We start from the raw sequence: 25444 nt of genomic DNA on the forward strand, positions 1-25444 counted from the left end.
GTCTCAAATGCAGTAGGGCATGAGATGGGACAGGAAAATGCGCGCAAACGCGCCTGCGTTGACGCGTTTTCTGGTGCGTGGATGCTGGAAGAAAGACGATGCGTCGGGCGCCTGCGCGGCGACCCGACGTGTGAGGCAAGCTCAGAGCTCGATACGCGTGCCGAGCACCACGAGGAATTGCCGCAGCCATTCAGGATGCGCCGGCCAGGCGGGCGCGGTGACGAAGTTGGCATCGGTAATGGCCGCGTCCACCGGAATGTCGGCATACTCGCCGCCCGCGAGCTTCACTTCCGGCGCGCAGGCAGGATACGCGGAAATTCGCTTGCCGCGGATCACGTCGGCAGCGGCCAGCAGTTGGGCCGCATGGCAGATTGCGGCGATCGGCTTACGCTGTTCCGCGAACTGGCGCACGATATCGATCACCTTCTGGTTCAGGCGCAGATATTCGGGCGCGCGGCCGCCGGCAATCGCCAGCGCGTCGTATTGGCCGGGGTCGACGTCGTCGAAGGTCGCGTTCAGGGTGAACTGGTGGCCGGGCTTTTCCGTGTAGGTCTGGTCACCTTCGAAATCGTGAATGGCCGTCTTGATGCGCTCGCCGGCTGACTTGCCGGGGCACACCGCGTCGACCACATGGCCGACGGCCTGCAGTGCCTGAAAGGGCACCATTGTTTCGTAATCCTCGGCGAAATCGCCGGTCAGGAACAGAATCTTCTTTGCTGCCATCGTATGCCTCCTGTTGAACTGCGGAACACGTCGAACGTTCAGCGAGTCTACTCCAACGCGTTTGACAGTAGAGCGACGAACGACTCGTCAAGCGCCGGCGTCTGTATCTGCGCGCGTTTGCGCTGCATGCGGTGTCGCCTGCCGAGGTGTCTGCGTGCCTGAAGTGCAGGCTGGGCAGCGCCAGGGCGTATCATGGCCTTGTTTACGTATGCGGAAGCCGCTTGCCGCGGCTCAGATTCCATAATGACTTCATTCAACCACCGTCCTCTCGTCCGCCGCCTTGTCTTCGCCGGGATCCTGCTTGGCGCGCTGGCCGCGTGCCAGAAAAATGACGCCTCGGCAGGCCAGCTTGCCGGCAAGATGGATGATGCCGCGCAACAAGCGGGGCAGTCGCTCAACCAGGCTGCGAGCTACGTCGGCCAGCAGGTCGACACAGCGAAGCAGAACATCGAATCGGCGTCTTCTACGCCGACCATCACCGTCGATCCGTCTGCGCTCGCATCGGGCGCGCAAGCCAATCTGCAGAGCGCTGCCAGCGCGACCAGCGCGGAGCTCGACAAGGCGGCGTCGCTGACCGGCGCCGGCCTGCAAACAGCGGGGCGCAAGCTGCAGCAATGGTCGGATACGACGGCGGCTTCGTCCGCATCCGCTGCGTCGAGCCAGAGCGATAGCGACAGCAGCGACGCACAAAAGCAGATGGACAAATGACGCCGAGGGTTCGTGCGGCAGCTGTGCAACTGGGGTGCGTCAAACCGCGTGCAATGACGCAGGTTTGACAGCGCGATTAAATGTAATTACTATGGTTACACATTGTTGTCGCCGGGCAGGTGCGTTTTGAATACGAGTAGCCGGTTTGCCTTTGCGGTTCATGTTCTGGCGTTGTTGTCGCTGCAAGAAGGCGTGCCGCTTTCGTCGGACATGATCGCAGGCAGCGTGAATACCAATCCCGCACTGATCCGCCGTCTCCTGACGATGCTGGCGGACGCAGGCCTTACCACGTCGCAACTCGGCGCGGGCGGTGGCGCGCTGCTAGCGCGGCCGGCTGAGCAGATCACGCTACTGGAGGTGTACCGCGCCGTCGACGATGCGCAGCTATTCGCGCTGCATCGCGAGGAGCCGAATCCGGCGTGCATGGTGGGGCGCAATATTCAGGTTGTGCTGCGCGGCATCATTAGTGAGGCGCAGCAGGCCATGGAGGCGTCGCTCGCAGGCCGCACGCTTGCAGATGCCACCGGTGAGCTGGTCAAGGCCGAACGCCAGCGCGAACGCAAGCGTCGCCAGGCAGGATAGGGTGGCGATGATCATGCAGCCGGTGTACGCTGCTTCAATCGGAGAGCCGCTGGGGATGAAGAAACAGAAGCCGTGAGAGCAGGTATAAACAGAACAGGTAAGCAGACAAGCAGGTATCAAGAGGTACAAACAGTTGCAAAGAGGTACGAAGAGGACGAGCGGGGGCTGAGCCCCTCTTTTTTCGACGTTATATGTAATCAACATAGTTACATATAAGCTAATCACAGGAGCATTCGGAAATGAGCAAGGTATTGAAGATCGCGCTATTTGGTGCAACGGGCATGATAGGTTCGCGGATTGCAGTGGAGGCGGCGCGTCGCGGCCATCAGGTAACGGCGCTGGCGCGCAATCCCGAGCGCGTGCCGACGGACGTCGCCAATCTGAAGGCAGCGCAGGCCGATCTGCTCGACGCCACCAGCGTCGCCGCAGCCGTGCGCGGACATGACGTGGTGGCGAGCGCCTACGCGCCGCCGCGCGAAGACGCAGGTATTGTCGTGACGGCGACCCGCACGCTGGTGGAAGGTGTGCGTGCGGCGGGCCTGAAGCGCCTGGTGGTGGTGGGTGGTGCGGGCTCGCTGGAAGTGGCACCGGGCACGCAACTGGTCGACTCAGAAGGCTTTCCGGACGCTTATAAGGCGGTGGCGCTGGCACACCGCGACGCTTTCACGTTTTACCGCACGCTGAGCGATCTCGACTGGACCGTCTTTGCACCCGCTGCAGTGATCGCCCCGGGCGAGCGCACGGGCGTGTTTCGTACGGGCGCCGATACGCTGCTGGCCGACGTCAGCGGCAACAGCCACATTTCCGTGGAAGACTATGCTGTCGCGTTTGTCGACGAACTGGAGCAGGGCCGTTTCATCCGTGAGATCGCGACGGCCGCGTACTGATCGGGGCGGATCGACGTGGATTGGCCCGCTGCAGGGCGCAGCGGGTCGTCACATCCCACCAGGACGCGCAAGTGTCCTAACATTCCGTTACGCATGTACACGCGCCGAGGCGGCAAGTGCGGCTACACTTGGCGTCTCCCGTTTTTGCTACGGATTGCCATGAAGTCACGCCAAAAGCGGTGTGAGTCTGGGGCTGCGCCGTCTACCGGCGGGCCACCGGCGTTTCGTACTGCCTTACATTTTCCCCGTCATCTGGATTCTGACCCCCGTCATAGCCATGCTGTGCGCGCGCGGCCGTGGGGGCTTGCCTGGCCGCTGTGCGTATGGCTGATCGTGCTGGCGTGCTTCGCATCGGTACCGAGGCTCGCCCATGCGGCCGGCCCGGTGGTGGCCGGCCCGGCGACACCGGTGATCCCGGCGTTGCAGAGTCTGATCAACAGCGCGACGGTAACGCCCGCGTCCGATGCCGCATCGGCCGCCGAAGCGGCATCCGCGCCGTCGCCGGCGAGCCAGGCGGAACTCGCCCACTCGCTCGACAGCGTGATCTCGACGCTCGATAACGATCGCCAGCGTACGGCGCTCGTCGCCCAGCTCAAGAAACTGCGCGACGTGAGCCGCACTGTCGCGCCGGCGCCGCCTGCGCAGCCGAGCCCCGGTTTGCTGGGCGCAATCGCGTCGGGGATCGCTTCGTTCGAGTCCGGCATGCATCAGGGCCGCACGCCGCTGCGTTATTGGGCCGGGCGCTTCAATGCAGCCGGCAACGAGCTCTTCACGATTGTCACGAGTCAGGGGCCTGAGAGTCTCGGCAAGATCCTGCTCGACATGGCAGCGATGCTGGCCGGCTGGGGCCTATGCGCGTGGGCCTTGATCTACGTGCAACGCCGGCTGCACGCACGTTACCGCGTGGTGTTCGAACTCAAACCGAATCCGTCCAGCGGTGAACTGCTGATCTTCACGCTGCGGCGGGCCGGCCCGTGGATCATCGCGTTTCTGGCTGCGCTGGTGTTCGCGCGGGCCATGCCCGACTCGCTCGGCCGCACGCTCGGGATGGTGGTGGCCTATGCGATCGTCGCCGGTGCGGTGTTTTCCGCGATCTGTCTCATCATGTTTTCGCTGTTCGGCTCGGGCCACCGGCGCGTGGCGGTGCGCGTGCTGCTCGAGCATGCGCGCCGACTGCTGTTTGCGATTGGCGTGTGCGCCGCGCTGGGCGATGCCGCGGTGAACTACGATGTCGAGCATCAACTCGGTCCAAATCTGGCCGAGCTAATATCGACGGTAGCGAACATGGTGGCCGCCGTCCTGACTGCCTATTTCGCGCTGGCGTTTCGCCGGCCCATCGCGCACCTGATCCGCAATCGGGCCTACGAGCCGCGGCACCAGCATAAGGCCGCAACCGATGCCTTCGAGGTGCTCGCCTCGCTCTGGCATGTGCCGGTGCTTCTGCTGGCAAGCGCTTCGGTGATTGCCACGATCGGCGGTTCGGGTTCGAACGAGAACGTGCTGCAGATCTCAGTGGTGACCGCGCTCTTCCTGGTGCTGGCATTCTTCCTGTCGGCCATCGTGCTGCGCGTGACGCGGCCGCGCGATATCCGCAGGCACCGCCGCTCGCCTTATCTGAGGAGACTGCTGCAATTCGTGGGAACGCTGGTGACGCTGTTCATCTGGCTCGGCTTTTTCGAGCTGGCGGCGCGACTGTGGGGCGTGTCGCTCGCGAGCGTGATCGAGGAAAACGTCGCGGCGCGTGGCATCGCGCATGCGATCATGGCGATTCTCACCACCTGGTTCATCGCCTGGCTGCTGTGGATTCTGGTCGATACGGCGATCAAAGAGGCGCTCACCCCTAGTGGTGCACGCAGCAAATCGCGCAACGCAAGCACGCGCGCCCGCACCATGTTGCCGCTCGTGCGCAATGCGCTGTTCGTGACGCTTGTGACGATTGCGGGCATCGTGACCGCGGCGAACCTCGGCATCAATGTGACGCCGCTGCTCGCCGGTGCGGGGGTGATCGGTCTTGCAATCGGCTTCGGTGCACAGTCGCTCGTCACCGACCTGATCACGGGCCTGTTCATCATCATCGAGGACACCATCTCGGTGGGCGACTGGATCGACGTCGACGGTGGCCATGCGGGCACGGTCGAGCATCTGTCGATCCGTACCGTGCGGCTGCGTGACGGGCAGGGCGCGATCCACGCCATTCCGTTTTCGCAGATCAAGATCGTGAAGAACCTGTCGCGCGATTTTGCTTACGCAGTATTCGAAGTGCGCATGGGCTTTTCCGCGGACGTCGATCAGGTGACCCAACTGATTCGCGAGGTGGGTGCCGATCTGATGGCCGATTTCCGCTACCGGCGTGAAATGCTGGGCCCGATCGAGGTGTGGGGACTCGACCGCTTCGATCCGAACTGGATGGTCGTGAAAGGGCAGATCAAGACGCGGCCGCTGCAGCAGTGGAGCGTGGCGCGAGCCTTTAACCTGCGATTGAAGCGCAAGATGGACGAAGCCGGTATTGAGATTCCGGTGCCGCAAATGCGGATATTCACGTCGTCAAAGGATAACGAGGGGCAACCGCTGCCGGATGATGAAGTGCCGGTGCATGCGCATGCCCCTGAGCAAGGTCACGTGCCGCATGGCGGGGCGGGAGGCGCACGTCCGGCCGGTTTGTCCGTGGCCCGCGACGTTTCTCACGAGCCGCGTCCGGCGCCGCCATCAACTGGACCCGCGCCGGTTGCGCCGCAGATTCCCACTGCCGGCGAAGCAGGCAAAAGCTAGGCGCGCGTCTGCCGTCTCAGGCGACGGCCGCTTCCGCGACAGATTGTGCGTGATCGGCGACCTTAAGCAGATCGTTCACGTGGGTGGCGATCTGTGTACCTTCGACACCGTAGATATGGAGCGAGACGGCCGGCGCGTCGCTCGCGTTGCCAAGCTGATGGATGCCGCTGCGGCCGGCGCGCACGAACGACACGGCGCCGCTTGCGCGCGGATGGGACCGCGTCTCGATCGCAAGTTGCTGCGCCTCGTTCCAGTCATACACCGTTTCCGACAAGGTGCCGTCCAGCACCGCATAGCCGCACCATGTCCGATGAGCATGCACGGGGCTCGCCTGGCCCGGCATCCAGACCAGCGCGGCGATGGCATAGCGGCCGTGTGGATCGGCGGCGAGCAGATGGCGCCGGTACGACTCGGTCGACCCCTCACGTTGCGCCGGCGCGAGCAGCGCCGGATCAGCGGCCGCTTCGGCAAGCGCCGTCCTGACGCCGAGTGCGAAGGCCGCGCGTTGCGACGGGGCGATGGCACCGGCGGATTGCTCGAAGGCGGCATCCAGCGCGTCGCACAGGCGCGCGAGCGACTGGCTGGTGCGCTTCGGTGTGGCGGCTGTGGCTGGCGCTGACGTACCCGAGGCCCGTGGGGCCTCATTCGGCATCGAAAAATGCGGGTGCGGGGTCGTGGAGCGGTCGACGGCAGACAGGGAAATATCGTGGCTCATGATGGCGGCGCAGGCGCTTGGATTCGGTTATTGGACAGGAATATTTATACCGGTTTGCGCGGAGAAAGAGTTTTCATATAATTCCCCTCAGTCACGTAAAAGTAGAATAATTTTCTATCTGGGGGTGCTCATGGGAATGGATATCATCGATCGGAAGCTGCTGGAGCTGCTTCAGGAAGACGCGACCATGCCGATCGCAGAGTTGGCGCAGCGTGTGAACCTCTCACAGACGCCGTGCTGGAAGCGGCTGCAGCGGCTCAAGGAAACGGGTGTGATCCGCGCCCAGGTGGCGCTGTGCGACCCGCGCAAGCTCGGCGTGGGCACGACCGTGTTCGTCGCGGTGCGGACCAATCAGCACACGGAAACGTGGGCGGCCACGTTCACGCGTGCCGTGCAGGACATTCCCGAGGTGGTGGAGGTTTATCGGATGAGCGGCGAGACCGATTATCTGCTGCGCGTAGTCGTCTCGGATATCGACGACTACGATCGGGTCTACAAACTATTGATCGCTGCTGTGCCGCTTTATGACGTGAGCTCGAGCTTTGCGATGGAGCAGATTAAATATTCGACGGCGTTGCCGGTGCGGGCGTCGGCGGTGGCGGAAGGGCGGTGAGTTGCCGACGAAATTGCGGAGCGGTGCCGCCCTAAAGCGCGCACACTAGCGTCAATGATTAATTCGGAGGTTTGGATGAGTACTTTCGACAAACTTGACGCGGTGCTGGATGCGTATGACCAACATCTGGCGGCTATTGCCAGAGCGGCACAAACCAGGGAGTCAGAAGATAACCAGTTTCTCGCGGATTTTTCAAAATTTTGCAGCGGAACAGCTCAGCCGGTGCTTGAGCGTATCGGAAAACATCTGAAAGATCGTGGTCACGATTTTCAGGTCAAGACCGATGACAAGCCGGGGATCATCTTGAATATTTACCTGTCCGGCGCGAGCCGCTTCGATTCGCGTGGCGCAGGCATCTCGAATCCGCAGTTCTCGATTCGCTGCAATGTCGCGGGACGCAAAGTGGAATTTTCCGGGGTCGTGGTGACAGGTAATCTGGTCGGGAATAACAGTCGCGGCACGTATGGACTCGGTGATGCGACGGCCGACCTGGTGCATGAGAAAGCAACCGAATGTATTGCGGAGTCTTTTAAGCGCTAATGACCCGTTGCTCTGCCGTGTGCATCACCAGCGGGACGTGGGGCCGCGTGCTCGCCGTCTGAAGTTCGGACACCGGATACGCCTGAACAGGGCCGGCTGCTCGCACCTGGTCCCCGGGTTGCCACGCCAGGCGGGGACCAAGCACGGTCCGCGGATCAATGGCACTATTGTCGCCACCCTGCTAGATTTCTACTCAGCCGAATCGTTGATCGGGAGAGATCGATGGCCGACAGACCGACTTCCAGCACGTCCACATTCCGTTCGCTGGTCCTGATTGCAGTCGTCGTGGTCGCGCTGGTCGCGGCCTTTGCCTTTACGGCCGGCTGGCTCTCGCCGGGCCGTCTGACGCCGGCAAAGATCGTCAACGCTCTGGCGCCGCCGGGCGGCCCGGCTCTCGGCTTCCGGCGCAATCACGCCAAGGGCATCTGCTTTACCGGCAGCTTCGAATCGAATGGCGCGGCTGCGGCCCTGTCCAAGGCGCCGATGTTCGCGGCGGGCTCCTATCCCGTCACGGGACGTTTCAATCTCGCTACAGCGGACCCCAAAGCGCCGGACGCCACGGTTCGGGTCCGAGGTCTCGGCCTGCGCATCGTCGCGCCGGATGGGAGCGAATGGCGCTCGGCGATGATCGACGCTCCCATCTTCGCGGTCTCCACGCCGCAGGCCTTCTACGCTCTGCTTAAGGCCGCGGCCGACAAGAGCGATCCGGACGCCATGAAGAATTTTATTGCCGCGCATCCAGAATTCGGGGCGTTTGCGGCGTGGGCCGGCAGTGCGCCGTGGACGGCCTCGTTCGCGCAGGAGCAGTACAACAGCCTCAACAGCTTCATCTTCACCAATGCCGAGGGACAGGATCAGGCCGTGCGCTGGTCCTTCGTGCCCGCCGCGCAGCCCGAGGCCGTCACCCCCGACCAGTTGAAGGCGCGTGGCGACGACTTCCTCGACGCGGATATCACGCAGCGCGTGCAAAGCGGGCCGCAAAAATGGACGCTGGTCGTCACGGTTGCCAATCCCGGTGACCCGACCGCCGACCCCACCAAAGCGTGGCCGGCGGATCGACGCAAAGTGGAGGCGGGCACGCTGGTGGTCAACGCCATCGAACCCGAGGTTGACGGGCCGTGTCGCGATCTCAACTTCGATCCCACTGTCTTGCCGCCCGGCATGCAAGTCTCGGACGATCCGTTTCCCGCCGCGCGCTCAGCCGCCTATTCCGTCTCGTTCAACCGACGGACCGCTGAGGATAAGGACTATCCGCACCATCCGGCGGGAGGAGCTACGCAATGACCCCGACCCACGATCGCTTTACACCGCTGCAGCGCGCGCTTCACTGGCTGATGGCGATTTGCATTCTGGCGATGCTGTTCATCGGTGTCGGGATGGTGTCCACCGTGCGCCCGGATTATCTTTCGCTGGTGTCCATCCACAAGCCGCTGGGTATCGTGATACTCGTGCTGGCGCTGATTCGCCTCGTGGTCAGGCTGACGCGCGGCGCGCCGCCGCTGCCGGCGTCGATGCCGGAGCCGATGAAACTCGCCGCTCACCTGTCGCATCTGGCGTTCTATCTACTGATGATTGGGCTTCCGCTGATCGGATGGGGCATGCTGTCGGCTGCGGACTATCCGGTTGTGGTGTTCGGGATAAATTTGCCGCACATCCTGCCGCATAGCAACGGTTTGCACACGCTGCTGTGGAACGCGCATAGGGCGCTCGCGCTGTGTTTCTTTGCGCTGATCGTGGTCCATCTGGCGGCGGCACTTTTGCACGCGCTAGTCAGGCGTGACGGTGTCTTCCAGGCGATGGCGCCCTGGCGGTGAAGGGGTAAGACGGACGCGTCTCACGCGGTCAAACGAATCGCACCGAGCAGCCGCCGATGTCGTCAATGGAAACATTGAGGCTGTCGCCGGCTGCGACGGGAACCATTGCCGCCAGCGATCCAGACAGCACCACTTCACCTGCCTTCAATGGCTCGTTCAGTTCGCCTAACGTAAGAATCGGACCACTCCAGCAATTGCTGGCTTGTCGTGCCTACGCCACCGCAGGCAATCACTACGATACGCTGTGCGTCCGGGAAATACTCGGGAACCCGCGCGAGCGCCGCCACCGATGCACCGCATGCCGGCTCGGTCAGAAGGCGATGCTCTTCGAGCAGGGTCACGCTGCCTTGAATCGCTTCAGCGTCGGTCACGAGGCAGTTCCGGATCGGATGTTCCTTAGCGAGCGTCACGATGCGTGCGGCTACCTTGTTGGCGCCAAGCGATGTGGCCACGGACTGGATTTTTGCCAGAGCGACCGGCTCGCCAGCCTTGAGCGCCTCATTGTAGGAGGCGGCGCCGTCGGTCTCGACTGCCAACACCGGGATATCGCTCCAGCCGACCCGTCGCAGTCCTTCAACGACGCCTGCAAGCAGGCCGCCACCGCCGACTGAGCAAACTAGCAGGTCAGGGCGCGCGGTTTGGCGGGCGATCTCGTCAACCATCGTCGCGTGGCCTTCCCACAACAGGGGATCGTCGAACGCGGGGAGGTACGCGTCGCCATCCCTCAGAATCGAAAGCGCATAGCCGTTGGATTCAGCGAACGACGCCCCGTGAACCACGACCTCCGCTTCTTCGCCATGAATGAGGGCACGGGCTCGCTCAGATGTCGTCTGCGGCACGACGACCGTCACCGGAGTGCCGAGCTCCCGGCCCGCGTAGGCCACCGCGTACCCCGCGTTACCGCCTGATGCGGTGACGAAGCGCCGCGCACCGCGACGCTTATGTTCTTCGCAGGCGAAGCCAACGCCTCGCAGCTTGAATGAACCACTCGGTTGCAGCCCTTCGAGCTTCAGAAGAACGGTTCTGCCCGTCTTGAGTGAGAGCGCGCGGGATTTGATTAACGGTGTTTCGATATGCAGTGTCATAAGAAGAGTTCATCTGTAACGTTGTTAGCCAAGCTGGATAACGGTAGGCGAATTGTGTCATTTCGTATTCCTCAATGCATATTTCTCGTCGTAGTCCAGCTTCATCAAAGTCCAGTTGACGTGGGTCGCCGTGCGTTGGAAATGGACGACTCGTCCAGCGTGACAATCGGGGAAAGACAACTCACTTCCGACATGACGCCACGTTAAAGGACGTACGCCCGTCCCGCTTGTAAAAAATTGAGGTTTTGCGCGGGTGGGATTCAAGCGTCGGCGGGCGCCCGGCGCGGATGCGATGCCGCGCATGTACTAGCTGCTGCCTGCGATCTGGAATGTCAATACTTCGACGGGGATACACCAAAGGCTTGCCGGAACGCCCGATTGAAGTGGCTCTGATCGTAGAAGCCGACTTCCTGAGCCACCTGTGTCAGAGAGCGGCCGGTGTGACTGAGCAAGGAGCAGGCTCGCTCCAGCCTCAGCCGTACGATCCAGGCGTGTGGAGTCATGCCGACCGTTTGCTTGAAAAGCTTGAGGAAATGGAAGCGTTCAAGGTTGCAAAGGGCGGCAAGCTCCTCGAGGGTGATTTTTTCGGCCAGATGGACATCGCAATACTCTTTGACTCGTTGCCACTGTACGGGTGTAAGTGTGCCTTTGACAAACTGCGGCTTGACCATGCGCGCCTGTGCAAACAGGCGGCCAAGTAATGTCAGCCATCCGGACTGTATTTCCATGGACTCGGATCCCGGCGGAGTGGTCCGCAGTGCATCGTGCAACCGGGACAGATGACCGGAAAGCGACGAGTCCTGGAGTACCGCCCCACCGAGTGCGGGGAAACGATCCTGCCCCGAGATTTCCTCCTCGAGTCCGTTCAGTAGTTGAGGTGAGAGGCGAAACGTTTTGAGTGTGTAAGACTCATTCCCGGCGCTATTGCCGTCATGCACCTCACCGGGCGGCATCAACTGGATGCTGCCCGGCGTGAGTAGCAGCGTTTCGCCATGGAATCCCTGTCGCTGAACACCCTCGGTCACCAGCGCGATATGGTAGTCCAGATGGTAGTGACGTTCGAAACGGAACTCAGAAAAGCGCGCCTCGCTCAGCACGAGACCGGGGATCTCCTTGCTGCGTTTGTACTCGACGCGATCCTTCATCAGGGCCTCCTGCAGGGCTTTGCCTGCGCCTTGGAGCGAACTGCCGCCCCGAGGCGCAACTCGACGCGTTCGCGGGCCACTAGTGTGATCCATCGCATCGAAATGCGCTTGTAAAAAATTGAGCATAGAAACACCAGCCGCCCCTTGGCTCCGCTTCTATCTAGTCCCACCAGACGAAGACACGGCATCAATTGGGCATAACAGGCATTACCGCGCCGAATCGGTACGGGGTACATGAGGTATCTTTGCTTCGTCGTACAGCCGGTAGACAAGCTCAAGCATCTCGTGAATGTCCCGCGACTCGTCGAGCGCGCGCATGCTCATGATGATCGGTGATACCAGAGTGGGGTCGTCCAGCTCCTTGTAGCTCACATCGTCTCGCTTCATGCCGTACACACTGCTCGGAACGACAGAAATTCCTTCCCCCGCTGCTACGAGACCGAGTGCAATCTGCAGTTCGCGTACCTCATATATCCGGCGTGGCTTGAGAGCGCGGTCCTGGAAAGCCGCAAGCACCTGGTCCGCATAACTGGGTCTCGGCGCCTTCGGGAAAATTATCAGCGTCTCGTTAACCAGGTCGGCAAGAGCGAGGACCGGCTTGACGAGGGAAAGTGGATGGCCCTCTGGGAGTGCAACGATCATCTTCTCCTCGCGAAGAATCACCCGGCGGATGCTCGCGTCCTCGAGTCGTATACGGCCAAACCCGATATCAATCCGACCATCTTTCAACGCCCTGATCTGGTCCATTGTCGACATCTCGTGGAGGCTGAGTTCGACTGTGGTGTTCTCATCGCGGAAGCGCCGGATGATTTTGGGCAGCATGCCGTACAACGTCGAACCCACAAAACCGACAGAGAGGCTGCGCTCGATGTTGCCCACGCGCCTCGTCATGGATTCGAGTTCGGCCGTCTGAGCCAGCAACTGCACGGCATGGGAATAGAAGAACTTGCCCGTCTCCGTCAGCTTCAACGGGCGCGAGTTGCGCTCGAATAGCTGTACGCCGAGCGTCTCTTCCAGTTGTTGTATCTGGCGACTCAGAGGCGGCTGGGCCATATGCAGTCGCTGCGCCGCGCGCGTGAAATTGCGTTCCTCGGCTACCGCTACGAAATAGCGAAGATGCCGCAGTTCCATTTCGATACCTCCAGGATATAGCCCAATACCAAATCAGTGTTGGACGGGGCTTTCCAGCGTCCATTATTCTGCTTTCACACACTGTTTCAGCACTCGATTATACCTTTCAGGCATATCCGGGCTGGCGTTAGATCGAGGGTTAACCCCCACGGAAAACAGAGAGACTAGGAGCAGACATGAGCATCAAGGTGTTCGACAAAGCCCAGCAGCTGGATGAATTGCTGCATACCGCTGTTCAGGACGACAAAGAGAGCGGTGTATTCCGTTGCCGCCGCGACATCTTCACCAACGCCGATCTGTTCGAGCTCGAGATGAAACACATCTTCGAGAGCAATTGGGTGTACCTGGCGCACGAAAGCCAGATTCCCAACAACAACGACTACTACACCACGTGGATTGGCCGCCAGCCCGTGGTTGTCACCCGCGACAAGAGCGGTGAATTGCACGCGGTCATCAACGCCTGCGCGCACAAGGGTGCGATGCTGTGCAGACGAAAGCACGGTAATAAAGGCAGCTTCACCTGTCCGTTCCACGGCTGGAGTTTTTCCAATACCGGCAAGCTGCTGAAAGTGAAGGATGCGAAGACCACTGAATATCCGGTGCAATTCAATACCAGCGGGTCGCATGATCTGAAAAAAGTCGCGCGTTTTCAGAGCTATCGCGGCTTCCTGTTCGGCAGCCTCAACGCAGACGTGCTGCCTCTCGAGGATTACCTCGGCGAGACCCGCGTCATCATCGACCAGATCGTCGACCAGGCCCCAGACGGACTGGAAGTGTTGCGCGGCAGCTCCTCATACATCTACGACGGCAACTGGAAGATGCAGATGGAGAACGGCTGCGACGGCTACCACGTCAGCACCGTGCACTGGAACTACGCCGCGACGATGGATCGGCGCAAGGTCGATGGCACCAAGGCGTTGGATGCGAATGGCTGGAGCAAGTCGGTAGCCGGCGTTTACGGGTTCGAACACGGTCACATCCTGCTGTGGACCAACACGATGAACCCGGAAGTGCGACCGGTCTATCAGTACCGCGAAGAACTAGAAGCACGCGTCGGCGAAGCAAAGGCGAAATTCATCGTCAACCAGACTCGAAACCTGTGCCTGTATCCGAACGTGTTCCTGATGGATCAGTTCAGTACCCAGATTCGCGTGGTACGGCCGCTCGCCGTAGACAAGACCGAAGTCACCATCTTCTGCTTTGCTCCAAAGGGCGAGAGCGCAGCCGAACGCGCCACGCGTATTCGCCAGTACGAGGATTTCTTCAACGTTACGGGAATGGGCACCGCAGATGACCTTGAAGAGTTCCGCGCGTGCCAGGCTGGCTATGCGGGTACCACGGCGTTGTGGAACGACCTGTCGCGCGGGGCGCCGTTGTGGGTCGATGGGCCGGACGAGAATGCGAAGAGCATGGGTCTCAAGCCGCTGATTTCGGGCGAGCGTAGCGAAGACGAGGGCCTCTTTGTGTGTCAGCACGAATACTGGGTGCAAGTCATGCGCGACGCGCTGAAGAAGGAACAAGAGGAGGCGCTGGCATGAGCTTTGACTACCCGAAAATCTGCGCCACGCTGTACCGCGAAGCGCGTCTGCTCGACGACCGTCAATGGGACGAATGGTTGGCCTGCTATGCGGAGGACGTCACCTACTGGATGCCGGCGTGGGATGACGACGACCAACTGACCGATGACCACGAGAGCCAGATCTCGCTAATGTATTACCCGGACCGTGGTGGCCTGGAAGACCGTGTGTTCCGCATCAAGACCGAGCGCAGTGGTGCTTCGATGCCTGAACCGCGTACTAGCCACAACGTGACGAATGTGGAAGTGCTGGCCGAACGCGGCAATGAAGTCGACGTGCGCTACAACTTCAACACGCTCAATCACCGCTACAAAACCACCGACTATTTCTTCGGCACGATGTTCGTCACCTTGCGAAAGGTCAATGATGACCTGCTGATTTCCAGCAAGAGAATCGTGCTGAAAAACGACTATATCCGCCAGGTGCTCGACGTTTATCACGTTTGATTGGCGTGTCAGGAAGAGATTGGAAGTGAAGGAGACAACATGTCCGGCTACAACATTGCACTGAATTTTGAGGACGGCGTGACCCGTTTCGTCGAATGCAAGGCAGGCGAAAAGGTGCTCGATGCTGCCTTTCGCGCCAGGATTAACCTGCCTATGGATTGCTCCGATGGCGTGTGCGGCACCTGCAAGTGTCGCGCCGAAAGTGGCAGCTACGATCTGGGCGACGACTATATCGAAGACGCTCTGAGCGACGACGAGAAGAAGAGCGGTCTCGTCCTTACCTGCCAGATGGTGCCGCAAGGTGACTGTGTGATTGCCGTGCCGGCATCTTCCAGTGCGTGCAAGACCGAGCAGAGCAGGTTTGCGGCGACGGTATCGAAGGTCGAACAGCACAACGATGCAGCCGTCGTGCTCGAACTCGACGTGGATGCAACGGCACCGGTATTCCTGCCGGGTCAGTACGTCAACATTGACGTTCCCGGCAGCGCGCAGCATCGTTCGTATTCCTTTTCGTCGGCGCCGCGTAATTCAAGAATCAGTTTTCTGATCAAGAAGATTCCTGGTGGGGTGATGAGCACGTGGCTCGAGTCTGCACAGCCTGGCAACAAGGTGGAACTGACCGGGCCACTGGGTAGTTTCTATCTGCGTGCCGTGGAGCGGCCGTTGCTGTTCCTCGCTGGCGGTACGGGTCTCGCGCCGTTTCTGTCGATGCTGGAGGTGCTGGCGCTTGCTCATCCGCAGCAGAAGGTCCACCTGATTTATGGCGTGACCCGGGACCTGGACCTCGTGCAGGTCGAGGCAATCGATGTGTACACGGCGAAGTTGCCGAGTTTCAGCTACGACACAGTCGTAGCCGATGCGGATTCGACGCATCCCCGCAAGGGTTGGGTGACGCAGCACATCGCGGCCGAGGCGTTGAACGATGGCGATGTAGACGTGTACCTGTGCGGGCCGCCACCGATGGTCGATGCAGTGCGTAAGTACTTCGACGACAACGGCGTGAAACCCAACAGCTTCCACTACGAGAAGTTCACCCCTAACGCAGCACCGAGGACCACATGAGCACGCAACGATTTGCTGGCAAGGTCATGGTCGTCACCGGGGCAGCGCAGGGCATTGGTCGCGCGGTAGCGCTTCGTGCGGCCGTCGAAGGCGCCAAGGTGCTGTTCGTGGACCGCGCCGATTTCGTCTCCGAAGTTGCTACCGAAGCGAAAGGCACGGAAGCAGTTGGCTTTGTTGCCGACCTCGAAACGTATGAAGGCGCGGCGTCGGCGATGGCTTTTGCAGTGCGACAGTTTGGCGGCATCGATATTCTGGTCAACGGTGTCGGTGGCGCGATTCGCATGCGTCCGTTCGCCGAGTTCGAACCTGCACAGATCGACGCGGAAATTCGCCGGTCGCTCATGCCCACGCTGTACGCGTGCCATTCGGTGCTACCGCACCTGCTTAAGCGCGGCAGCGGAACCATTGTCAATATTTCATCGAATGCCACGCGCGGTATCCGCCGGGTACCGTATTCCGCAGCCAAGGGCGGTGTCAACGCGATGACGCAGTCACTGGCGATGGAATACGCAGAGCACAATATCCGCGTGGTCGCCACCGCACCCGGCGGGACCGACGCACCTCCCAGACGCGTCCCTCGTAATACGGCCGGCGACAGCGAGCAGGAAAAAGTCTGGATGGGCGATGCGGTGAAGCAGGTCACCGAATCAACCTTTTTCAAGCGCTACGGCAGCATCGACGAACAGGTCGCTCCCATTCTGTTCCTCGCATCGGACGAGGCCAGCTATATCACCGGCACGGTGCTGCCAGTTGCCGGTGGCGACACAGGCTGAAGGTGTGCATGCGGTTATCTGTCGGGCAGGCGGGTGTTAACTGGCGAGGAACGCGCTATACCGCTCCATATCGACATTCCCACCACTAACGATCACGCCGACCCGCTTACCCTTCAACTGATCCTTCATCTCACGCGCAGCAGCAAAGCCAAGACAACCTGTAGGCTCGACAACTATTTTCATCCGCTCTGCGAAGAACCGCATGCAGGCCACCAATTGCTCATCAGTGGCGGTGAGAATATCGGTAACGTCCCGTTTAATAATCGGAAACGTATATTGCCCCAAATGCTGAGTCTGGGCGCCATCCGCAATCGTCTTCGGTGTCTCGATGTGCACGATTGAGCCGGATCGGAACGATTGCTGTCCGTCGTTGCCGGCTTCCGGCTCCGCGCCATAGATCTTGCAGTCCGGTGCAAGTTCGCGCGCCGCGAGCGCCGATCCGGACAGCAATCCACCACCGCCGAGACAAACGAACAATGCGTCCAGTGCCCCGACTTCTTCGATCAGTTCCTTGGCGGCGGTGCCCTGGCCTGCGATGACATCCGGATGGTCGTATGGCGGAATCAGCGTCATGCCGTGTTTATCGGCTAGGTTACGGCCGATCTCTTCGCGATCTTCCGTATAACGGTCGTAGGTGACCACGTTTCCACCATAGCCTTTGGTTGCTGCGACTTTCGCGGCCGGCGCATCCAGCGGCATGATAATAGTCGCCGGAATGCCAAGCAGTTTCGCCGATAGCGCGATCGCCTGAGCGTGATTGCCCGAGGAAAACGCAACCACGCCGGCAGCGCGCTGGCGCGCGTCGAATTTCGACAACGCGTTCATCGCACCACGAAACTTGAATGCACCCATTCGCTGGAAGTTTTCGCACTTGAAGAAAACTTCCGCGCCCATCGCTTCGTTGGCTGTGCGCGAAGTCAGAACGGGAGTGCGGTTCGCCTTGCCCGCGATTCGCTCTGCGGCGGCGGCAACGTCCACGTAGGTCGGAAGATTCAGCATGATTTGTCCATCTATAGTTCGGTGCGTCGGAAGACGCGTTGATCCGGGCCTATCACCAAGGCCATGAAAGGGCGGTGCCAAGATTTGCCTGGCAGGCGCGATCAAACAGCATGCGGGCCACCGTCAGATCCTGCAGAGCGAGACCTGTCATGTCGAAAACGGTGATGTCATCGCGCCCGCGCTTGAATTGCACATGGTCTGTCAGCAGATCGCCGAGTTCCATGCACGGTGTATCCGGTGCCCACTGCATCTCGCCGATCTGACTCGCTTGCGTGCGATCGTCGACGAAAAGGCGAACGCGTTGCAGCAGACCGTCGGGAAGCTCACGTTTTCCTTTGGTATCGGCACCCACGCAATTCAGGTGCGTGCCTGGTTGCACCGCCTCCAGATCGAATAACGCTGCGGCCCCTGGCGTGGCGGTGATCACCACGTCGCTTTCCGCAACTGAAGCGTTGCGATCACGCGCCAGCGCGGTGTCACAACGGGCGGAGAAGAGCGCCTCAAAAGCCGGATCCGGCTGACTGGTCGCGGTCACATAGCGTACTTTCTCCAGCGTTGGCATGAGCCGGAGAGCGAAACTCAACTGCACTCTGGCTTGCACGCCCGTACCGAACACACAAACGTTCGAACTATCAGGACGCGCAAGCTGCTGCAGCCCCAAACCGCCTGCAGCGCCTGTGCGCATGGTTGTGACTGCATTGCCGTCGACGATGCAGACGGGGCGGCCGGTCGCGGGGTCGATCAAAACGATGGTGGCCTGGTGAGGCTCGCCGCCGAGTCCTCGATTTCCAGGCCAGAACCCGGCGGCCTTAAAGCCAAGCAGGTTTTGAGTCGGCACGTCGCCCGACTTGATGCCGAATATGCCACCCGTGGCGAGCGACTCCCGAACCACCGGGAAAACACGTCCTTCCCGGTGGCTGTGTAGAACGAATGCTTCGCGTACCGCCTCGAGCACATCGTCAGGAAGCAGGAGAGACTCGACGACGTCTTTGTCGAGCAGTACTAAACGCGCATCATTTGGCATCGTTGTACACCGTGGCTCGTGATACGCCCAAATGAAGCGCGACGATTTCCATCGCACGCCGCACTTCCATGCTGCCTGACTCCCGCAGCTCGCTCATCAGCGCGCGCCGCTCGGCCGCCTTCAACGCTCGCGGCGTGGTCGCCAGCCGAGCGGCGAACTGGTCGATCCGCTGCCTGATGCCATCCGCTCCCGGTGGGTCGAGAGACTCTTTCACGCCAGCGGTTTCATCGGTACTGACGAACTGGCCGATCATGTTTTGCAAGCCGCCGAAAAGCGTGAGATCGACGTTGATGCAGAGGGCTGCCACATAGCGTCCTTCCGAGTCCTTGATGCCGATGGACGTGCTTTTTACCTGCCGTCCGTCAGCGAACTGATTTGCGTAGTTTGCGATGACTTGCGGATACGTCTCGTCCGCCATTCGTGCGAGACCCAGTTCGGTGGCGGGGTCGCCTTCTTCCCGGCCGGACAGGTTGTTGTGGATCGCGACGATCGCCTGGTCAGCCTGCAGCAAGTCGTGAACGACTACCTCGCAGAATGGCGCAAAGGTTTCTCCCAACCCTTTTGCCACCTGCTTCAGTTGTTCGACCAGGAGTTGCTGCTCTTTGGATGGATTGCGCATCTGGACAGAATATATATTGTTGGACGGTTTGTCAAATAGCCCGCCTCGCGCCAGGGGCGTTACGTGAATGGCTTGACCAGCTCCTCAGATGAGCCTGCAGATCTCTGCGCTGCCGTCCTTCGTTGGTTTGTGCGGGAAAGGGGGACGCGCCGCGGTCCGCATTCCGTTACGGCCCGTGCGACATCAACTCCAAGGTCGCTACAATTGACGAACCTACGCAGTTAGACAGTTCGTCTTGTACCGAATGGGAGCACTTGATGTTCAAACCTGTAAGGCTTTTGGTTGCGGCAGTCGCGGTTGCGTTGTCTGGTTTTGCTACGGCGGCGCAGCAGCCGGCGCCGAATTACCTGCCTGCGTCGGCCGCCGCGACGTTCGAGAACGCACCGTCGATCGTCGAGGGTGCTTCGGGCAAAAGCGTCAAATCGACAATCTACGTTTTTATGGACCCGAACTGCATCTTCTGTCATTACGCGTGGAAAGCATTGCAACCGTACGAGGCTGCAGGGCTGCAGGTGCATTGGATTCCAATGGGCTTCCTGAAACCGGATTCGCCGGGCAAGGCCGCCGCGTTGCTAGAGGCGCAGGATGGCCCGGCATTGATGCGTGAACTCGAAACGAAATTCTCCGAGAAGGACGAATCGGGTGGCATTAAGCCGTTGGCAAGTGTGCCGTCTGCGACGCAAACGAAGCTGAACGGCAATATCAAGGTGTTTCAGGATCTCGGTTTCGATGGCACGCCGACGATCATTTACATGACGAGCGGCGGCCGGTGGGCCGATGTCAGCGGCTTGCCGCCTTTGAGTTCATTGCCTGGCATGCTGAATCTGCCGGCACAGCCGATTACGGATCCGTCCTTGCAGCGGTTCCGCTAAATGCCCTCTACGGCGTAGCCGATAGTTTGCCCAGGTTCCCGGCTGCCGTTTGGGCAAGCCGCGGACCTAGACCGGCTCCAACTGCCCGGATTCCCGGCTGGCCATCATCGTGATCCATTGCTCAAATGCCTGGACGGCGTCATCGCCGGCGCGATCGGCGTTGATCACCAGCGTATAGTCTGCGGCGCGCCAGCTTGGTGCTGCAATCGGGCACACCAGGCGGCCTGCGGCGAGCTCGCGCCCGATCATCGGCAACGATGCGAGCGTCACACCCAGGCCCTCCACGGCGGCGGCAAGCTGGAGATACGCGTGATCGAACTCAAGGTGACGCGCAGGCCGCAAATGGGGTGCGCGGGCCTCGCGCAGCCAGTGCGACCAGGCTGTGCGCGTACTGGTGGAATGCAACAGGGTGTGATGGCGCAGATCGGCCACGTCCTGTATCGGGTGTGTCCGCAGCAGCGCGGGGCTACAAGCGGGCAGGCGCACGTCGGCCATCAGCGCGCGCGACACGAGGGCGGTGCCTTGTTCGTGCCCCGAGCGCACTCCAATGTCGAAGGCGTCGCCGATGTAGCGCAATTTGCGCGATGTGGTCGATATCCGCACGTCGATGTCGGGGTAACGCGCGTGAAAGTCGGCCAGACGCGGCAGCAGCCAGCACAACGCGAAACTGGCCAGCACGTTCACGCGCACGATGCCTGATACGCGGCGCGTGACTTCATCGTGACGCAACCGTGCCGCCGCGGAGGTGAGGCGCTCGAAGGCGCTGTTCACATCGTTGAGCAAGGCTGCGCCTTCATCAGTGAGCGCGACGCTGCGCGCTCGGCGCTCGAACAGCGGCACGCCAAACCAGTCTTCCAGCAGCCTGATCTGTTTGCCGACGGCCCAATGGGTGACGTGCAAATCGGCCGCGGCGGCGGCAAAACTGCCATGCCTTGCGACCGCTTCAAAATTGCGCAGCGCGTTCAGTGGCGGCAGCTTCTCCCGGTCCTTTTCGGTGCTTCTGTCTTCATCCATGGCGTGACTTTTTTTCTCGGATGACCCGATATTACGTCAATTGAAGCGCGCTGTATCCGGTCATAGAATTGCCATCAAAGGATGTTCGAAAGCGCCACGGCGCCACGCCATTCCGGCCCGCGCCTCGTCCATAGCAAGAGGAGATTTATGCGCCTCACTCCATTTTCCTTGCCGCCCGCGCAGCAAGCCGATCAGGCTAGCCAGCCGGCTTCGCCGTCACGTTCCCGCGTGCTGTGGCTCTCCTGCGTCGCGCATGCGCTGCACGATGGCTACACGGACATGATCTACGTGATGCTGCCGGTGTGGCAGACGGACTTCGGTCTGGGCTATGGCGCTCTCGCCATCCTGCGCGGCATCTATGCGGGCACGATGGCCACGCTGCAAATGCCCGCCGGGCGCCTCGCAAATCGATTGGGCAGCCGCGCCACGCTGGCGCTGGGTACATTGCTGGCCGCGTTGGGTTATGCGGTGGCGGGGATATCAGGCAGTCTGCTGGGCCTGTGTGTGGCATTGGCAATCTCGGGCAGCGGTTCGAGCACGCAACATCCGCTTGCCTCGGGCGCGGTGACGCGTGTCTACGGTCGCAATTCCAGGGGGCCATTGAGCATCTACAATTTTTCCGGCGACCTGGGCAAATCCGCGCTCCCGGCTGCCATTTCGATTCTGGTGACGTTGATGCCGTGGCGTCACACCTTGTGGATGGTGTCCGCCTTGGGTTGCGTGGTGGCCGCAGCGATTGCACTATTTCTCCCGTCTGTGCCGCGCAACGTACCCATGACAGAAGAGCCGTCCGGCCAGCGTCGCGGCACTGCGGGTAAGGGATTTTCGGTGTTGTTCATGATAGGTGTGCTCGATACCGGCGTACGCGTAGGGCTACTGACTTTCCTGCCGTTCCTGCTCAAGGCAAAAGGCGTTTCGCCATCGATGCTTGGAACGGCGCTGGCACTGGTCTTTATGGGTGGCGCCGCCGGCAAGTTCGCCTGCGGATGGCTGGGCGCACGCATGGGGGTTATAGGTACGGTGCTGGTCACCGAGGGTGGCACGGCAGCCGGCATCATCGCTGTGATGTTTTGCCCGCTGGCGTTCACCATGGTGCTGCTGCCGCTGCTCGGCGTGATGCTCAACGGCACATCGTCCGTGCTGTATGGGACTGTGCCGGAACTGGCGCCCATCGACGGTACCGAGCGGGCATTCGCGCTGTTTTATACCGGCACGATCGCATCGGGCGCGATCGCGCCGGTCATCTATGGCTTTCTCGGCGACCGGATCGGGATACACGGCGCGACGTTCGCCGCGGCTCTGACCGCCTTGGCCATTTTTCCGTTGGCAATGGCACTGCGCTCGCGGCTGACGACAGACGCGTGAAACGTTGCAACAGGCCTGCGCAGTGCTTGAAACCACCTCCACGCGTGGCTGCATCGCGCCAGGCAGCGCGGTTTGTTAATCGGGCGGAGTCCGGCCCATCGACTGCATCGGCCGCCAACGCCTGACTATCATCATACGATCTAAATTTTCGGCGTAAAATGCCGCTGCCGCCGCGCTGTGCCGGCGCAAAGCCCTCACGTCAGCAATGCACGTCGATCTTATTACCCTTTATTTCCTTGCAATCGGAACCCTTCTCGCCAGCGCCGGGATGACGCTATGGGAGCGTCGAGCCCATCCGAAGCGCAGCAAGGAATTGAGGATACTGGCAGCCGGATACGCCACGCTTGCAATCGGCTGTGCGGCCGCGCCGTTCCGTCACGACCTGCCCGGTGCGACAGGTTCTGCCTTAAGCAATCTCATCATCGTCACCGGCTATCTGGTAGTTCTGCACGGTGTCGCATCGCTGAGCGGCCGGCAATACCGTGCAGCCTCGATCGGCATCCTCCTCGTCCTGGCGCTGACGTGGGCGGTTGGGGGTGGACGGTGGCAGGAAGCCTTGTGGGCCTATGTGAGTGCGATTCCAATCGCGGTGGTTTGCGGCATGACGTCTCGCGAGCTATTGCGAAGCGACAGGCTGAAATCGTTGCGATCGCGGCACATCGTTGTGATGGTGTCGGGCGCCCATGCGCTGCTTTACGCCGCCAGAGCATTCATCTTGCCTTGGCTGGCGGCATTGTTTGGGCAAGACGTGCTGTCGGTCGCCGGAAAAATCACGATTTACGAGGGCGTCCTGTATTCGGTCGTTTTGCCAATGACCTTGCTGATGCTCATCCGCGAGGAGGCGCATCGGCAGCTTTTACAGGAATCGCAAACGGATTATCTGACCGGTCTTGGCAACCGCAGATGGTTCTTCGAAGAAGGCACACGCGTCATCCACGACGGCGGAGTTTCTCAGCCAGTTTCACTTCTTGCCTTAGACCTCGATCACTTCAAGGCGATCAACGATCGATACGGTCACGAGACGGGGGACAAGGTCCTGAAGGCATTTGCGGAAATTGCGCGGAGTGTGGTGGGACCCGAGGCGATGCTCGCCCGCATTGGCGGAGAAGAGTTTGCTGCCCTGTTGCCTGGCCATGACAGCGTCCGTGCCAAAGAGGTGGGCGAGCTCGTTGTTAGACGTTTCGCCGAGACGATCTCCCACAGGGTGAACGGCGTCGAGATACGGGCCACGGTCAGCATTGGCCTCGCGCAGTCTAAAAGCGAAACGCCCACGCTTGCCGACCTGTTGGCAGCCGCCGACCAGGCTTTATACAGCGCGAAGTCGCTTGGCGGTAATCGGCTCGAATTGGCGCGGACCGGTGCACACCAGCGGGCAGCCAATGATGCAGTTGCCAATCGCCGCGGAAGCGCTGTTTGAGTCGACTACGAAAATCCCGCGTTCCCGAACGCGGCGCGTAACGCTGCCGCGATCAGGTTTTCGAGGAGCGCTCTGCCACGGCAGGGCGATTGCTGATCTCAGTCGGCTCGCGCCAGTTCGGCTCGAGCCCCATGAACTTGTCGAAGAACGCAATTGCAAGCCCGGGCTCCTCGATCATGTTTTCACGAAACGATTGCCATACGGCCGGTTGTGAGAGTGCGTCGGAAGGTTGAATTTCAACGGCGCACTGTTCGTGCACCGTCGCTTTAAGCGTGCCGATGCAAAAGTAGGTCAGCACGTAACCAGTGGGCCACCAGTCGGCGATATTGCCGGGTGACGGACGCAACTGTGTCGACGCGTCTTTCTTCACGTGAATGGCTTTCTCACGCAGTAGGTCACGCAACAGCACGCCGAAAACAAACTGAAAGTAATCGGGTGCATTCTGGTGCCGGTAATCCGCGTTGCGCTCGACGACTTCGATCCAGGCGAAAAACGCGGTAGTGAATTGACGGTCGTCGATTTCGATCTGCAGCGCGTGGCGTTCACCGTATTCGTCGCAGCACTGTTGCAGCAACTGCCGGCATAGCGTGAGCTTGCGTACACGCTTCCATGTCGGCAGTTGCTGGACTTCGAGGCTACAGATCGGTTGGCCCATCGCACTACTCCTCGCAGGCATGCAGCGGCGGTATCAGCAAAGATGCGTGATGACGTATTCGAGTTCCTGGCTCAACGCATGCTGCGGCTCCGGGCCCTTGAGTGCCTGTCTGAACGCCGCCTCGCGGGCGCCCACCACGTCCGAGAAAAACCGCACGGCCGCGTCGGGGTCGCCAGGAATGCCGGAAGGGCAGGTGTCTTTCGCGAGCGATGTGAGCGACAGCACGAGGAACACGTACGCGTTGGGTTCGGTGACGAGCCACCACGGCGCGTTGGCATCGGGCAGGGTCTCGAAGCGGGTGCTGCGGATCGGCTGCATGTCGATCAGCGACAACGCGAGTTGCGCGCAGGCAAGGCATAGCGCGCTGCGTGAGGCCGTCGCGCTAGCGGCTTGCGGCGCCGACGACGCGGCGCCCATCTGCTCGAGCGTCGCGCAGATGCGGTGCTCGAAAATCAGCACATCGGCCGCGCCGCTTTGCATGATCATCCGCTTGGCCGCTGCGTAGTACGCCATCGAAAATTTGCGCAGAGTCTTCGCGGGACCGCGAGAAAGTTCGAGGTAAGCGGTGAGCGGCTGCAGCGGGACCGGCGACTTCCAGTGATCTTGCAAGGTCGGTACAGCATGACCCGCAAATGACTCGGCAGTTTCGATCAGGTCGTCAGCGAGATGAGCGACCGATTCCAGTGACAGGTAGGAGGGGAGCTTGAGCGGTGTTGCGGAAGTCGAGCGAGGCGCGAGGGGGCGGTCGCTGCGGATCGGTCCTGGCACATTGCGCGCCGCGTAACGCAGTTGACGCGCGCAATCTCGCAGCGCCAGCCCGAGCTGACTAATGTCGCGGCTTAGATGCTGCGGCAAGTGCGATTTTGACTCCATGAGCGTCTCAATGTTGCAACATTTGAAGTTAAGATA

General features: G+C 60.9%; 26 protein-coding genes and 1 pseudogene. 15 read left to right on the forward strand and 12 right to left on the reverse strand.

Going from position 1 to position 25444, the window contains the following annotated elements; translation table 11 throughout:
- Window positions 1-141: 141 nt before the first annotated feature.
- Complete coding sequence (locus P3T40_RS27695) at window positions 142-723, reverse strand: DJ-1/PfpI family protein (RefSeq protein WP_429270904.1); 582 nt, start codon at window positions 721-723, stop codon at window positions 142-144.
- Between the two features lie 243 nt (window positions 724-966).
- Here P3T40_RS27695 and P3T40_RS27700 point away from each other — a divergent pair, with 243 nt between their 5' ends.
- From P3T40_RS27700 to P3T40_RS27715, 4 genes are all read left to right on the forward strand, one after another.
- Window positions 967-1431 carry a hypothetical protein gene (locus P3T40_RS27700; RefSeq protein ID WP_429270905.1) on the forward strand — a complete coding sequence of 155 codons (465 nt, stop codon included), beginning with the start codon at window positions 967-969 and terminating at the stop codon, window positions 1429-1431.
- A 126-nt stretch (window positions 1432-1557) separates the two neighbouring features.
- Window positions 1558-2013, forward strand: a complete 456-nt coding sequence (locus P3T40_RS27705; RefSeq protein ID WP_429270906.1) for an Rrf2 family transcriptional regulator — start codon at window positions 1558-1560, stop codon at window positions 2011-2013.
- Window positions 2014-2252: 239 nt separating this feature from the next.
- Window positions 2253-2900 (forward strand): NAD(P)-dependent oxidoreductase, encoded by a 648-nt coding sequence (locus P3T40_RS27710; RefSeq protein ID WP_429270907.1) that lies wholly within the window; start codon window positions 2253-2255, stop codon window positions 2898-2900.
- A 159-nt stretch (window positions 2901-3059) separates the two neighbouring features.
- On the forward strand, window positions 3060-5669 hold the full coding sequence (locus P3T40_RS27715) for a mechanosensitive ion channel family protein (protein ID WP_429270908.1): 2610 nt from the start codon (window positions 3060-3062) through the stop codon (window positions 5667-5669).
- 16 nt (window positions 5670-5685) lie between these two features.
- Here the strand turns inward: P3T40_RS27715 and P3T40_RS27720 are convergent, their stop codons facing one another.
- The gene (locus P3T40_RS27720) at window positions 5686-6384 is read right to left on the reverse strand and encodes a cysteine dioxygenase (protein ID WP_429270909.1); all 699 of its coding nucleotides are present in this window, start codon (window positions 6382-6384) and stop codon (window positions 5686-5688) included.
- 130 nt (window positions 6385-6514) lie between these two features.
- On the opposite strand from P3T40_RS27720, the gene P3T40_RS27725 reads away from it, so the two are divergent.
- The 4 genes from P3T40_RS27725 to P3T40_RS27740 all read left to right on the forward strand — a co-directional run bounded on the left by P3T40_RS27725 (window position 6515) and on the right by P3T40_RS27740 (window position 9351).
- Window positions 6515-6997 carry an Lrp/AsnC family transcriptional regulator gene (locus P3T40_RS27725; RefSeq protein WP_429270910.1) on the forward strand — a complete coding sequence of 161 codons (483 nt, stop codon included), beginning with the start codon at window positions 6515-6517 and terminating at the stop codon, window positions 6995-6997.
- A 75-nt stretch (window positions 6998-7072) separates the two neighbouring features.
- The gene (locus P3T40_RS27730) at window positions 7073-7537 is read left to right on the forward strand and encodes a hypothetical protein (protein ID WP_429270911.1); all 465 of its coding nucleotides are present in this window, start codon (window positions 7073-7075) and stop codon (window positions 7535-7537) included.
- 222 nt (window positions 7538-7759) lie between these two features.
- Window positions 7760-8821, forward strand: a complete 1062-nt coding sequence (locus P3T40_RS27735; protein WP_429270912.1) for a catalase family peroxidase — start codon at window positions 7760-7762, stop codon at window positions 8819-8821.
- Window positions 8818-9351 (forward strand): cytochrome b, encoded by a 534-nt coding sequence (locus tag P3T40_RS27740; protein WP_429270913.1) that lies wholly within the window; start codon window positions 8818-8820, stop codon window positions 9349-9351. Before P3T40_RS27735 ends, P3T40_RS27740 begins: the two co-directional genes overlap by 4 nt.
- Window positions 9352-9379: 28 nt before the next feature.
- On the opposite strand, the pseudogene P3T40_RS27745 reads toward P3T40_RS27740, so the two are convergent.
- The 4 genes and pseudogenes from P3T40_RS27745 to P3T40_RS27760 all read right to left on the reverse strand — a co-directional run.
- Window positions 9380-9523: pseudogene (locus P3T40_RS27745) on the reverse strand (2-oxopent-4-enoate hydratase); the annotation flags it as partial.
- Window positions 9486-10436: a pyridoxal-phosphate dependent enzyme gene (locus P3T40_RS27750; protein WP_429270914.1), complete on the reverse strand. Its 951-nt coding sequence runs from the start codon at window positions 10434-10436 to the stop codon at window positions 9486-9488. The pseudogene P3T40_RS27745 and the gene P3T40_RS27750, both read right to left, overlap by 38 nt.
- 332 nt (window positions 10437-10768) lie before the next feature.
- Window positions 10769-11581: an AraC family transcriptional regulator gene (locus P3T40_RS27755; RefSeq protein WP_429270915.1), complete on the reverse strand. Its 813-nt coding sequence runs from the start codon at window positions 11579-11581 to the stop codon at window positions 10769-10771.
- A gap of 207 nt (window positions 11582-11788) precedes the next feature.
- Window positions 11789-12712 carry a LysR family transcriptional regulator gene (locus P3T40_RS27760; protein WP_429270916.1) on the reverse strand — a complete coding sequence of 308 codons (924 nt, stop codon included), beginning with the start codon at window positions 12710-12712 and terminating at the stop codon, window positions 11789-11791.
- A gap of 176 nt (window positions 12713-12888) precedes the next feature.
- Here P3T40_RS27760 and P3T40_RS27765 point away from each other — a divergent pair, with 176 nt between their 5' ends.
- Genes P3T40_RS27765 through benD form a run of 4 tightly spaced genes read left to right on the forward strand, consistent with a single transcriptional unit; the run spans window position 12889 to window position 16570 of the window.
- On the forward strand, window positions 12889-14250 hold the full coding sequence (locus P3T40_RS27765) for a Rieske 2Fe-2S domain-containing protein (protein ID WP_429270917.1): 1362 nt from the start codon (window positions 12889-12891) through the stop codon (window positions 14248-14250).
- Entirely contained in the window at window positions 14247-14735 is a 489-nt protein-coding gene (benB, locus tag P3T40_RS27770) for a benzoate 1,2-dioxygenase small subunit (protein ID WP_429270918.1), read from the forward strand. Before P3T40_RS27765 ends, benB begins: the two co-directional genes overlap by 4 nt.
- Before the next feature lie 39 nt (window positions 14736-14774).
- Complete coding sequence (gene benC / locus P3T40_RS27775) at window positions 14775-15797, forward strand: benzoate 1,2-dioxygenase electron transfer component BenC (RefSeq protein WP_429270919.1); 1023 nt, start codon at window positions 14775-14777, stop codon at window positions 15795-15797.
- Window positions 15794-16570, forward strand: coding sequence for a benzoate diol dehydrogenase BenD (gene benD, locus P3T40_RS27780; protein WP_429270920.1), 777 nt, complete (start codon window positions 15794-15796; stop codon window positions 16568-16570). The genes benC and benD overlap by 4 nt, the downstream gene beginning before the upstream one ends.
- A 36-nt stretch (window positions 16571-16606) precedes the next feature.
- On the opposite strand, the gene P3T40_RS27785 is transcribed toward benD, so the two are convergent.
- The 3 genes from P3T40_RS27785 to P3T40_RS27795 are packed head-to-tail and all read right to left on the reverse strand — an operon-like array spanning window position 16607 to window position 19212.
- Window positions 16607-17569 (reverse strand): threo-3-hydroxy-L-aspartate ammonia-lyase, encoded by a 963-nt coding sequence (locus P3T40_RS27785; RefSeq protein WP_429270921.1) that lies wholly within the window; start codon window positions 17567-17569, stop codon window positions 16607-16609.
- 52 nt (window positions 17570-17621) lie between these two features.
- The gene (locus P3T40_RS27790) at window positions 17622-18593 is read right to left on the reverse strand and encodes an ornithine cyclodeaminase family protein (RefSeq protein WP_429270922.1); all 972 of its coding nucleotides are present in this window, start codon (window positions 18591-18593) and stop codon (window positions 17622-17624) included.
- The gene (locus tag P3T40_RS27795; RefSeq protein ID WP_429270923.1) at window positions 18583-19212 is read right to left on the reverse strand and encodes a helix-turn-helix transcriptional regulator; all 630 of its coding nucleotides are present in this window, start codon (window positions 19210-19212) and stop codon (window positions 18583-18585) included. The genes P3T40_RS27790 and P3T40_RS27795 overlap by 11 nt, the downstream gene beginning before the upstream one ends.
- A gap of 257 nt (window positions 19213-19469) precedes the next feature.
- Here P3T40_RS27795 and P3T40_RS27800 point away from each other — a divergent pair, with 257 nt between their 5' ends.
- Entirely contained in the window at window positions 19470-20084 is a 615-nt protein-coding gene (locus P3T40_RS27800) for a thioredoxin fold domain-containing protein (RefSeq protein ID WP_429270924.1), read from the forward strand.
- 66 nt (window positions 20085-20150) lie between these two features.
- Here the strand turns inward: P3T40_RS27800 and gcvA are convergent, their stop codons facing one another.
- Window positions 20151-21098, reverse strand: a complete 948-nt coding sequence (gcvA, locus tag P3T40_RS27805) for a transcriptional regulator GcvA (protein WP_429270925.1) — start codon at window positions 21096-21098, stop codon at window positions 20151-20153.
- A 147-nt stretch (window positions 21099-21245) separates the two neighbouring features.
- On the opposite strand from gcvA, the gene P3T40_RS27810 reads away from it, so the two are divergent.
- Window positions 21246-22463 carry an MFS transporter gene (locus tag P3T40_RS27810; protein WP_429270926.1) on the forward strand — a complete coding sequence of 406 codons (1218 nt, stop codon included), beginning with the start codon at window positions 21246-21248 and terminating at the stop codon, window positions 22461-22463.
- 205 nt (window positions 22464-22668) lie between these two features.
- Window positions 22669-23880, forward strand: coding sequence for a diguanylate cyclase domain-containing protein (locus P3T40_RS27815; protein ID WP_429270927.1), 1212 nt, complete (start codon window positions 22669-22671; stop codon window positions 23878-23880).
- A 52-nt stretch (window positions 23881-23932) separates the two neighbouring features.
- On the opposite strand, the gene P3T40_RS27820 is transcribed toward P3T40_RS27815, so the two are convergent.
- Together P3T40_RS27820 and P3T40_RS27825 are read right to left on the reverse strand one after the other, a co-directional pair.
- The gene (locus P3T40_RS27820; RefSeq protein WP_429270928.1) at window positions 23933-24535 is read right to left on the reverse strand and encodes a hypothetical protein; all 603 of its coding nucleotides are present in this window, start codon (window positions 24533-24535) and stop codon (window positions 23933-23935) included.
- A 33-nt stretch (window positions 24536-24568) separates the two neighbouring features.
- Window positions 24569-25408 (reverse strand): hypothetical protein, encoded by an 840-nt coding sequence (locus tag P3T40_RS27825; RefSeq protein WP_429270929.1) that lies wholly within the window; start codon window positions 25406-25408, stop codon window positions 24569-24571.
- Window positions 25409-25444: the final 36 nt, after the last annotated feature.

It is taken from the genome of Paraburkholderia sp. EB58, from assembly GCF_050436665.1.
Classification (GTDB): domain Bacteria; phylum Pseudomonadota; class Gammaproteobacteria; order Burkholderiales; family Burkholderiaceae; genus Paraburkholderia.

Bases quoted from the DNA above. Each gene is read 5' to 3' on its own strand.
- P3T40_RS27695 (WP_429270904.1), bottom strand. From the start codon at position 723: ATGGCAGCAAAGAAGATTCTGTTCCTGACCGGCGATTTCGCCGAGGAT.
- P3T40_RS27700 (WP_429270905.1), top strand. From the start codon at position 967: ATGACTTCATTCAACCACCGTCCTCTCGTCCGCCGCCTTGTCTTCGCC.
- P3T40_RS27710 (WP_429270907.1), top strand. From the start codon at position 2,253: ATGAGCAAGGTATTGAAGATCGCGCTATTTGGTGCAACGGGCATGATA.
- P3T40_RS27715 (WP_429270908.1), top strand. From the start codon at position 3,060: ATGAAGTCACGCCAAAAGCGGTGTGAGTCTGGGGCTGCGCCGTCTACC.
- P3T40_RS27720 (WP_429270909.1), bottom strand. From the start codon at position 6,384: ATGAGCCACGATATTTCCCTGTCTGCCGTCGACCGCTCCACGACCCCG.
- P3T40_RS27725 (WP_429270910.1), top strand. From the start codon at position 6,515: ATGGGAATGGATATCATCGATCGGAAGCTGCTGGAGCTGCTTCAGGAA.
- P3T40_RS27730 (WP_429270911.1), top strand. From the start codon at position 7,073: ATGAGTACTTTCGACAAACTTGACGCGGTGCTGGATGCGTATGACCAA.
- P3T40_RS27735 (WP_429270912.1), top strand. From the start codon at position 7,760: ATGGCCGACAGACCGACTTCCAGCACGTCCACATTCCGTTCGCTGGTC.
- P3T40_RS27740 (WP_429270913.1), top strand. From the start codon at position 8,818: ATGACCCCGACCCACGATCGCTTTACACCGCTGCAGCGCGCGCTTCAC.
- P3T40_RS27750 (WP_429270914.1), bottom strand. From the start codon at position 10,436: ATGACACTGCATATCGAAACACCGTTAATCAAATCCCGCGCGCTCTCA.
- P3T40_RS27755 (WP_429270915.1), bottom strand. From the start codon at position 11,581: ATGAAGGATCGCGTCGAGTACAAACGCAGCAAGGAGATCCCCGGTCTC.
- P3T40_RS27760 (WP_429270916.1), bottom strand. From the start codon at position 12,712: ATGGAACTGCGGCATCTTCGCTATTTCGTAGCGGTAGCCGAGGAACGC.
- P3T40_RS27765 (WP_429270917.1), top strand. From the start codon at position 12,889: ATGAGCATCAAGGTGTTCGACAAAGCCCAGCAGCTGGATGAATTGCTG.
- benB (WP_429270918.1), top strand. From the start codon at position 14,247: ATGAGCTTTGACTACCCGAAAATCTGCGCCACGCTGTACCGCGAAGCG.
- benC (WP_429270919.1), top strand. From the start codon at position 14,775: ATGTCCGGCTACAACATTGCACTGAATTTTGAGGACGGCGTGACCCGT.
- benD (WP_429270920.1), top strand. From the start codon at position 15,794: ATGAGCACGCAACGATTTGCTGGCAAGGTCATGGTCGTCACCGGGGCA.
- P3T40_RS27785 (WP_429270921.1), bottom strand. From the start codon at position 17,569: ATGCTGAATCTTCCGACCTACGTGGACGTTGCCGCCGCCGCAGAGCGA.
- P3T40_RS27790 (WP_429270922.1), bottom strand. From the start codon at position 18,593: ATGCCAAATGATGCGCGTTTAGTACTGCTCGACAAAGACGTCGTCGAG.
- P3T40_RS27795 (WP_429270923.1), bottom strand. From the start codon at position 19,212: ATGCGCAATCCATCCAAAGAGCAGCAACTCCTGGTCGAACAACTGAAG.
- P3T40_RS27800 (WP_429270924.1), top strand. From the start codon at position 19,470: ATGTTCAAACCTGTAAGGCTTTTGGTTGCGGCAGTCGCGGTTGCGTTG.
- gcvA (WP_429270925.1), bottom strand. From the start codon at position 21,098: ATGGATGAAGACAGAAGCACCGAAAAGGACCGGGAGAAGCTGCCGCCA.
- P3T40_RS27810 (WP_429270926.1), top strand. From the start codon at position 21,246: ATGCGCCTCACTCCATTTTCCTTGCCGCCCGCGCAGCAAGCCGATCAG.
- P3T40_RS27815 (WP_429270927.1), top strand. From the start codon at position 22,669: ATGCACGTCGATCTTATTACCCTTTATTTCCTTGCAATCGGAACCCTT.
- P3T40_RS27820 (WP_429270928.1), bottom strand. From the start codon at position 24,535: ATGGGCCAACCGATCTGTAGCCTCGAAGTCCAGCAACTGCCGACATGG.
- P3T40_RS27825 (WP_429270929.1), bottom strand. From the start codon at position 25,408: ATGGAGTCAAAATCGCACTTGCCGCAGCATCTAAGCCGCGACATTAGT.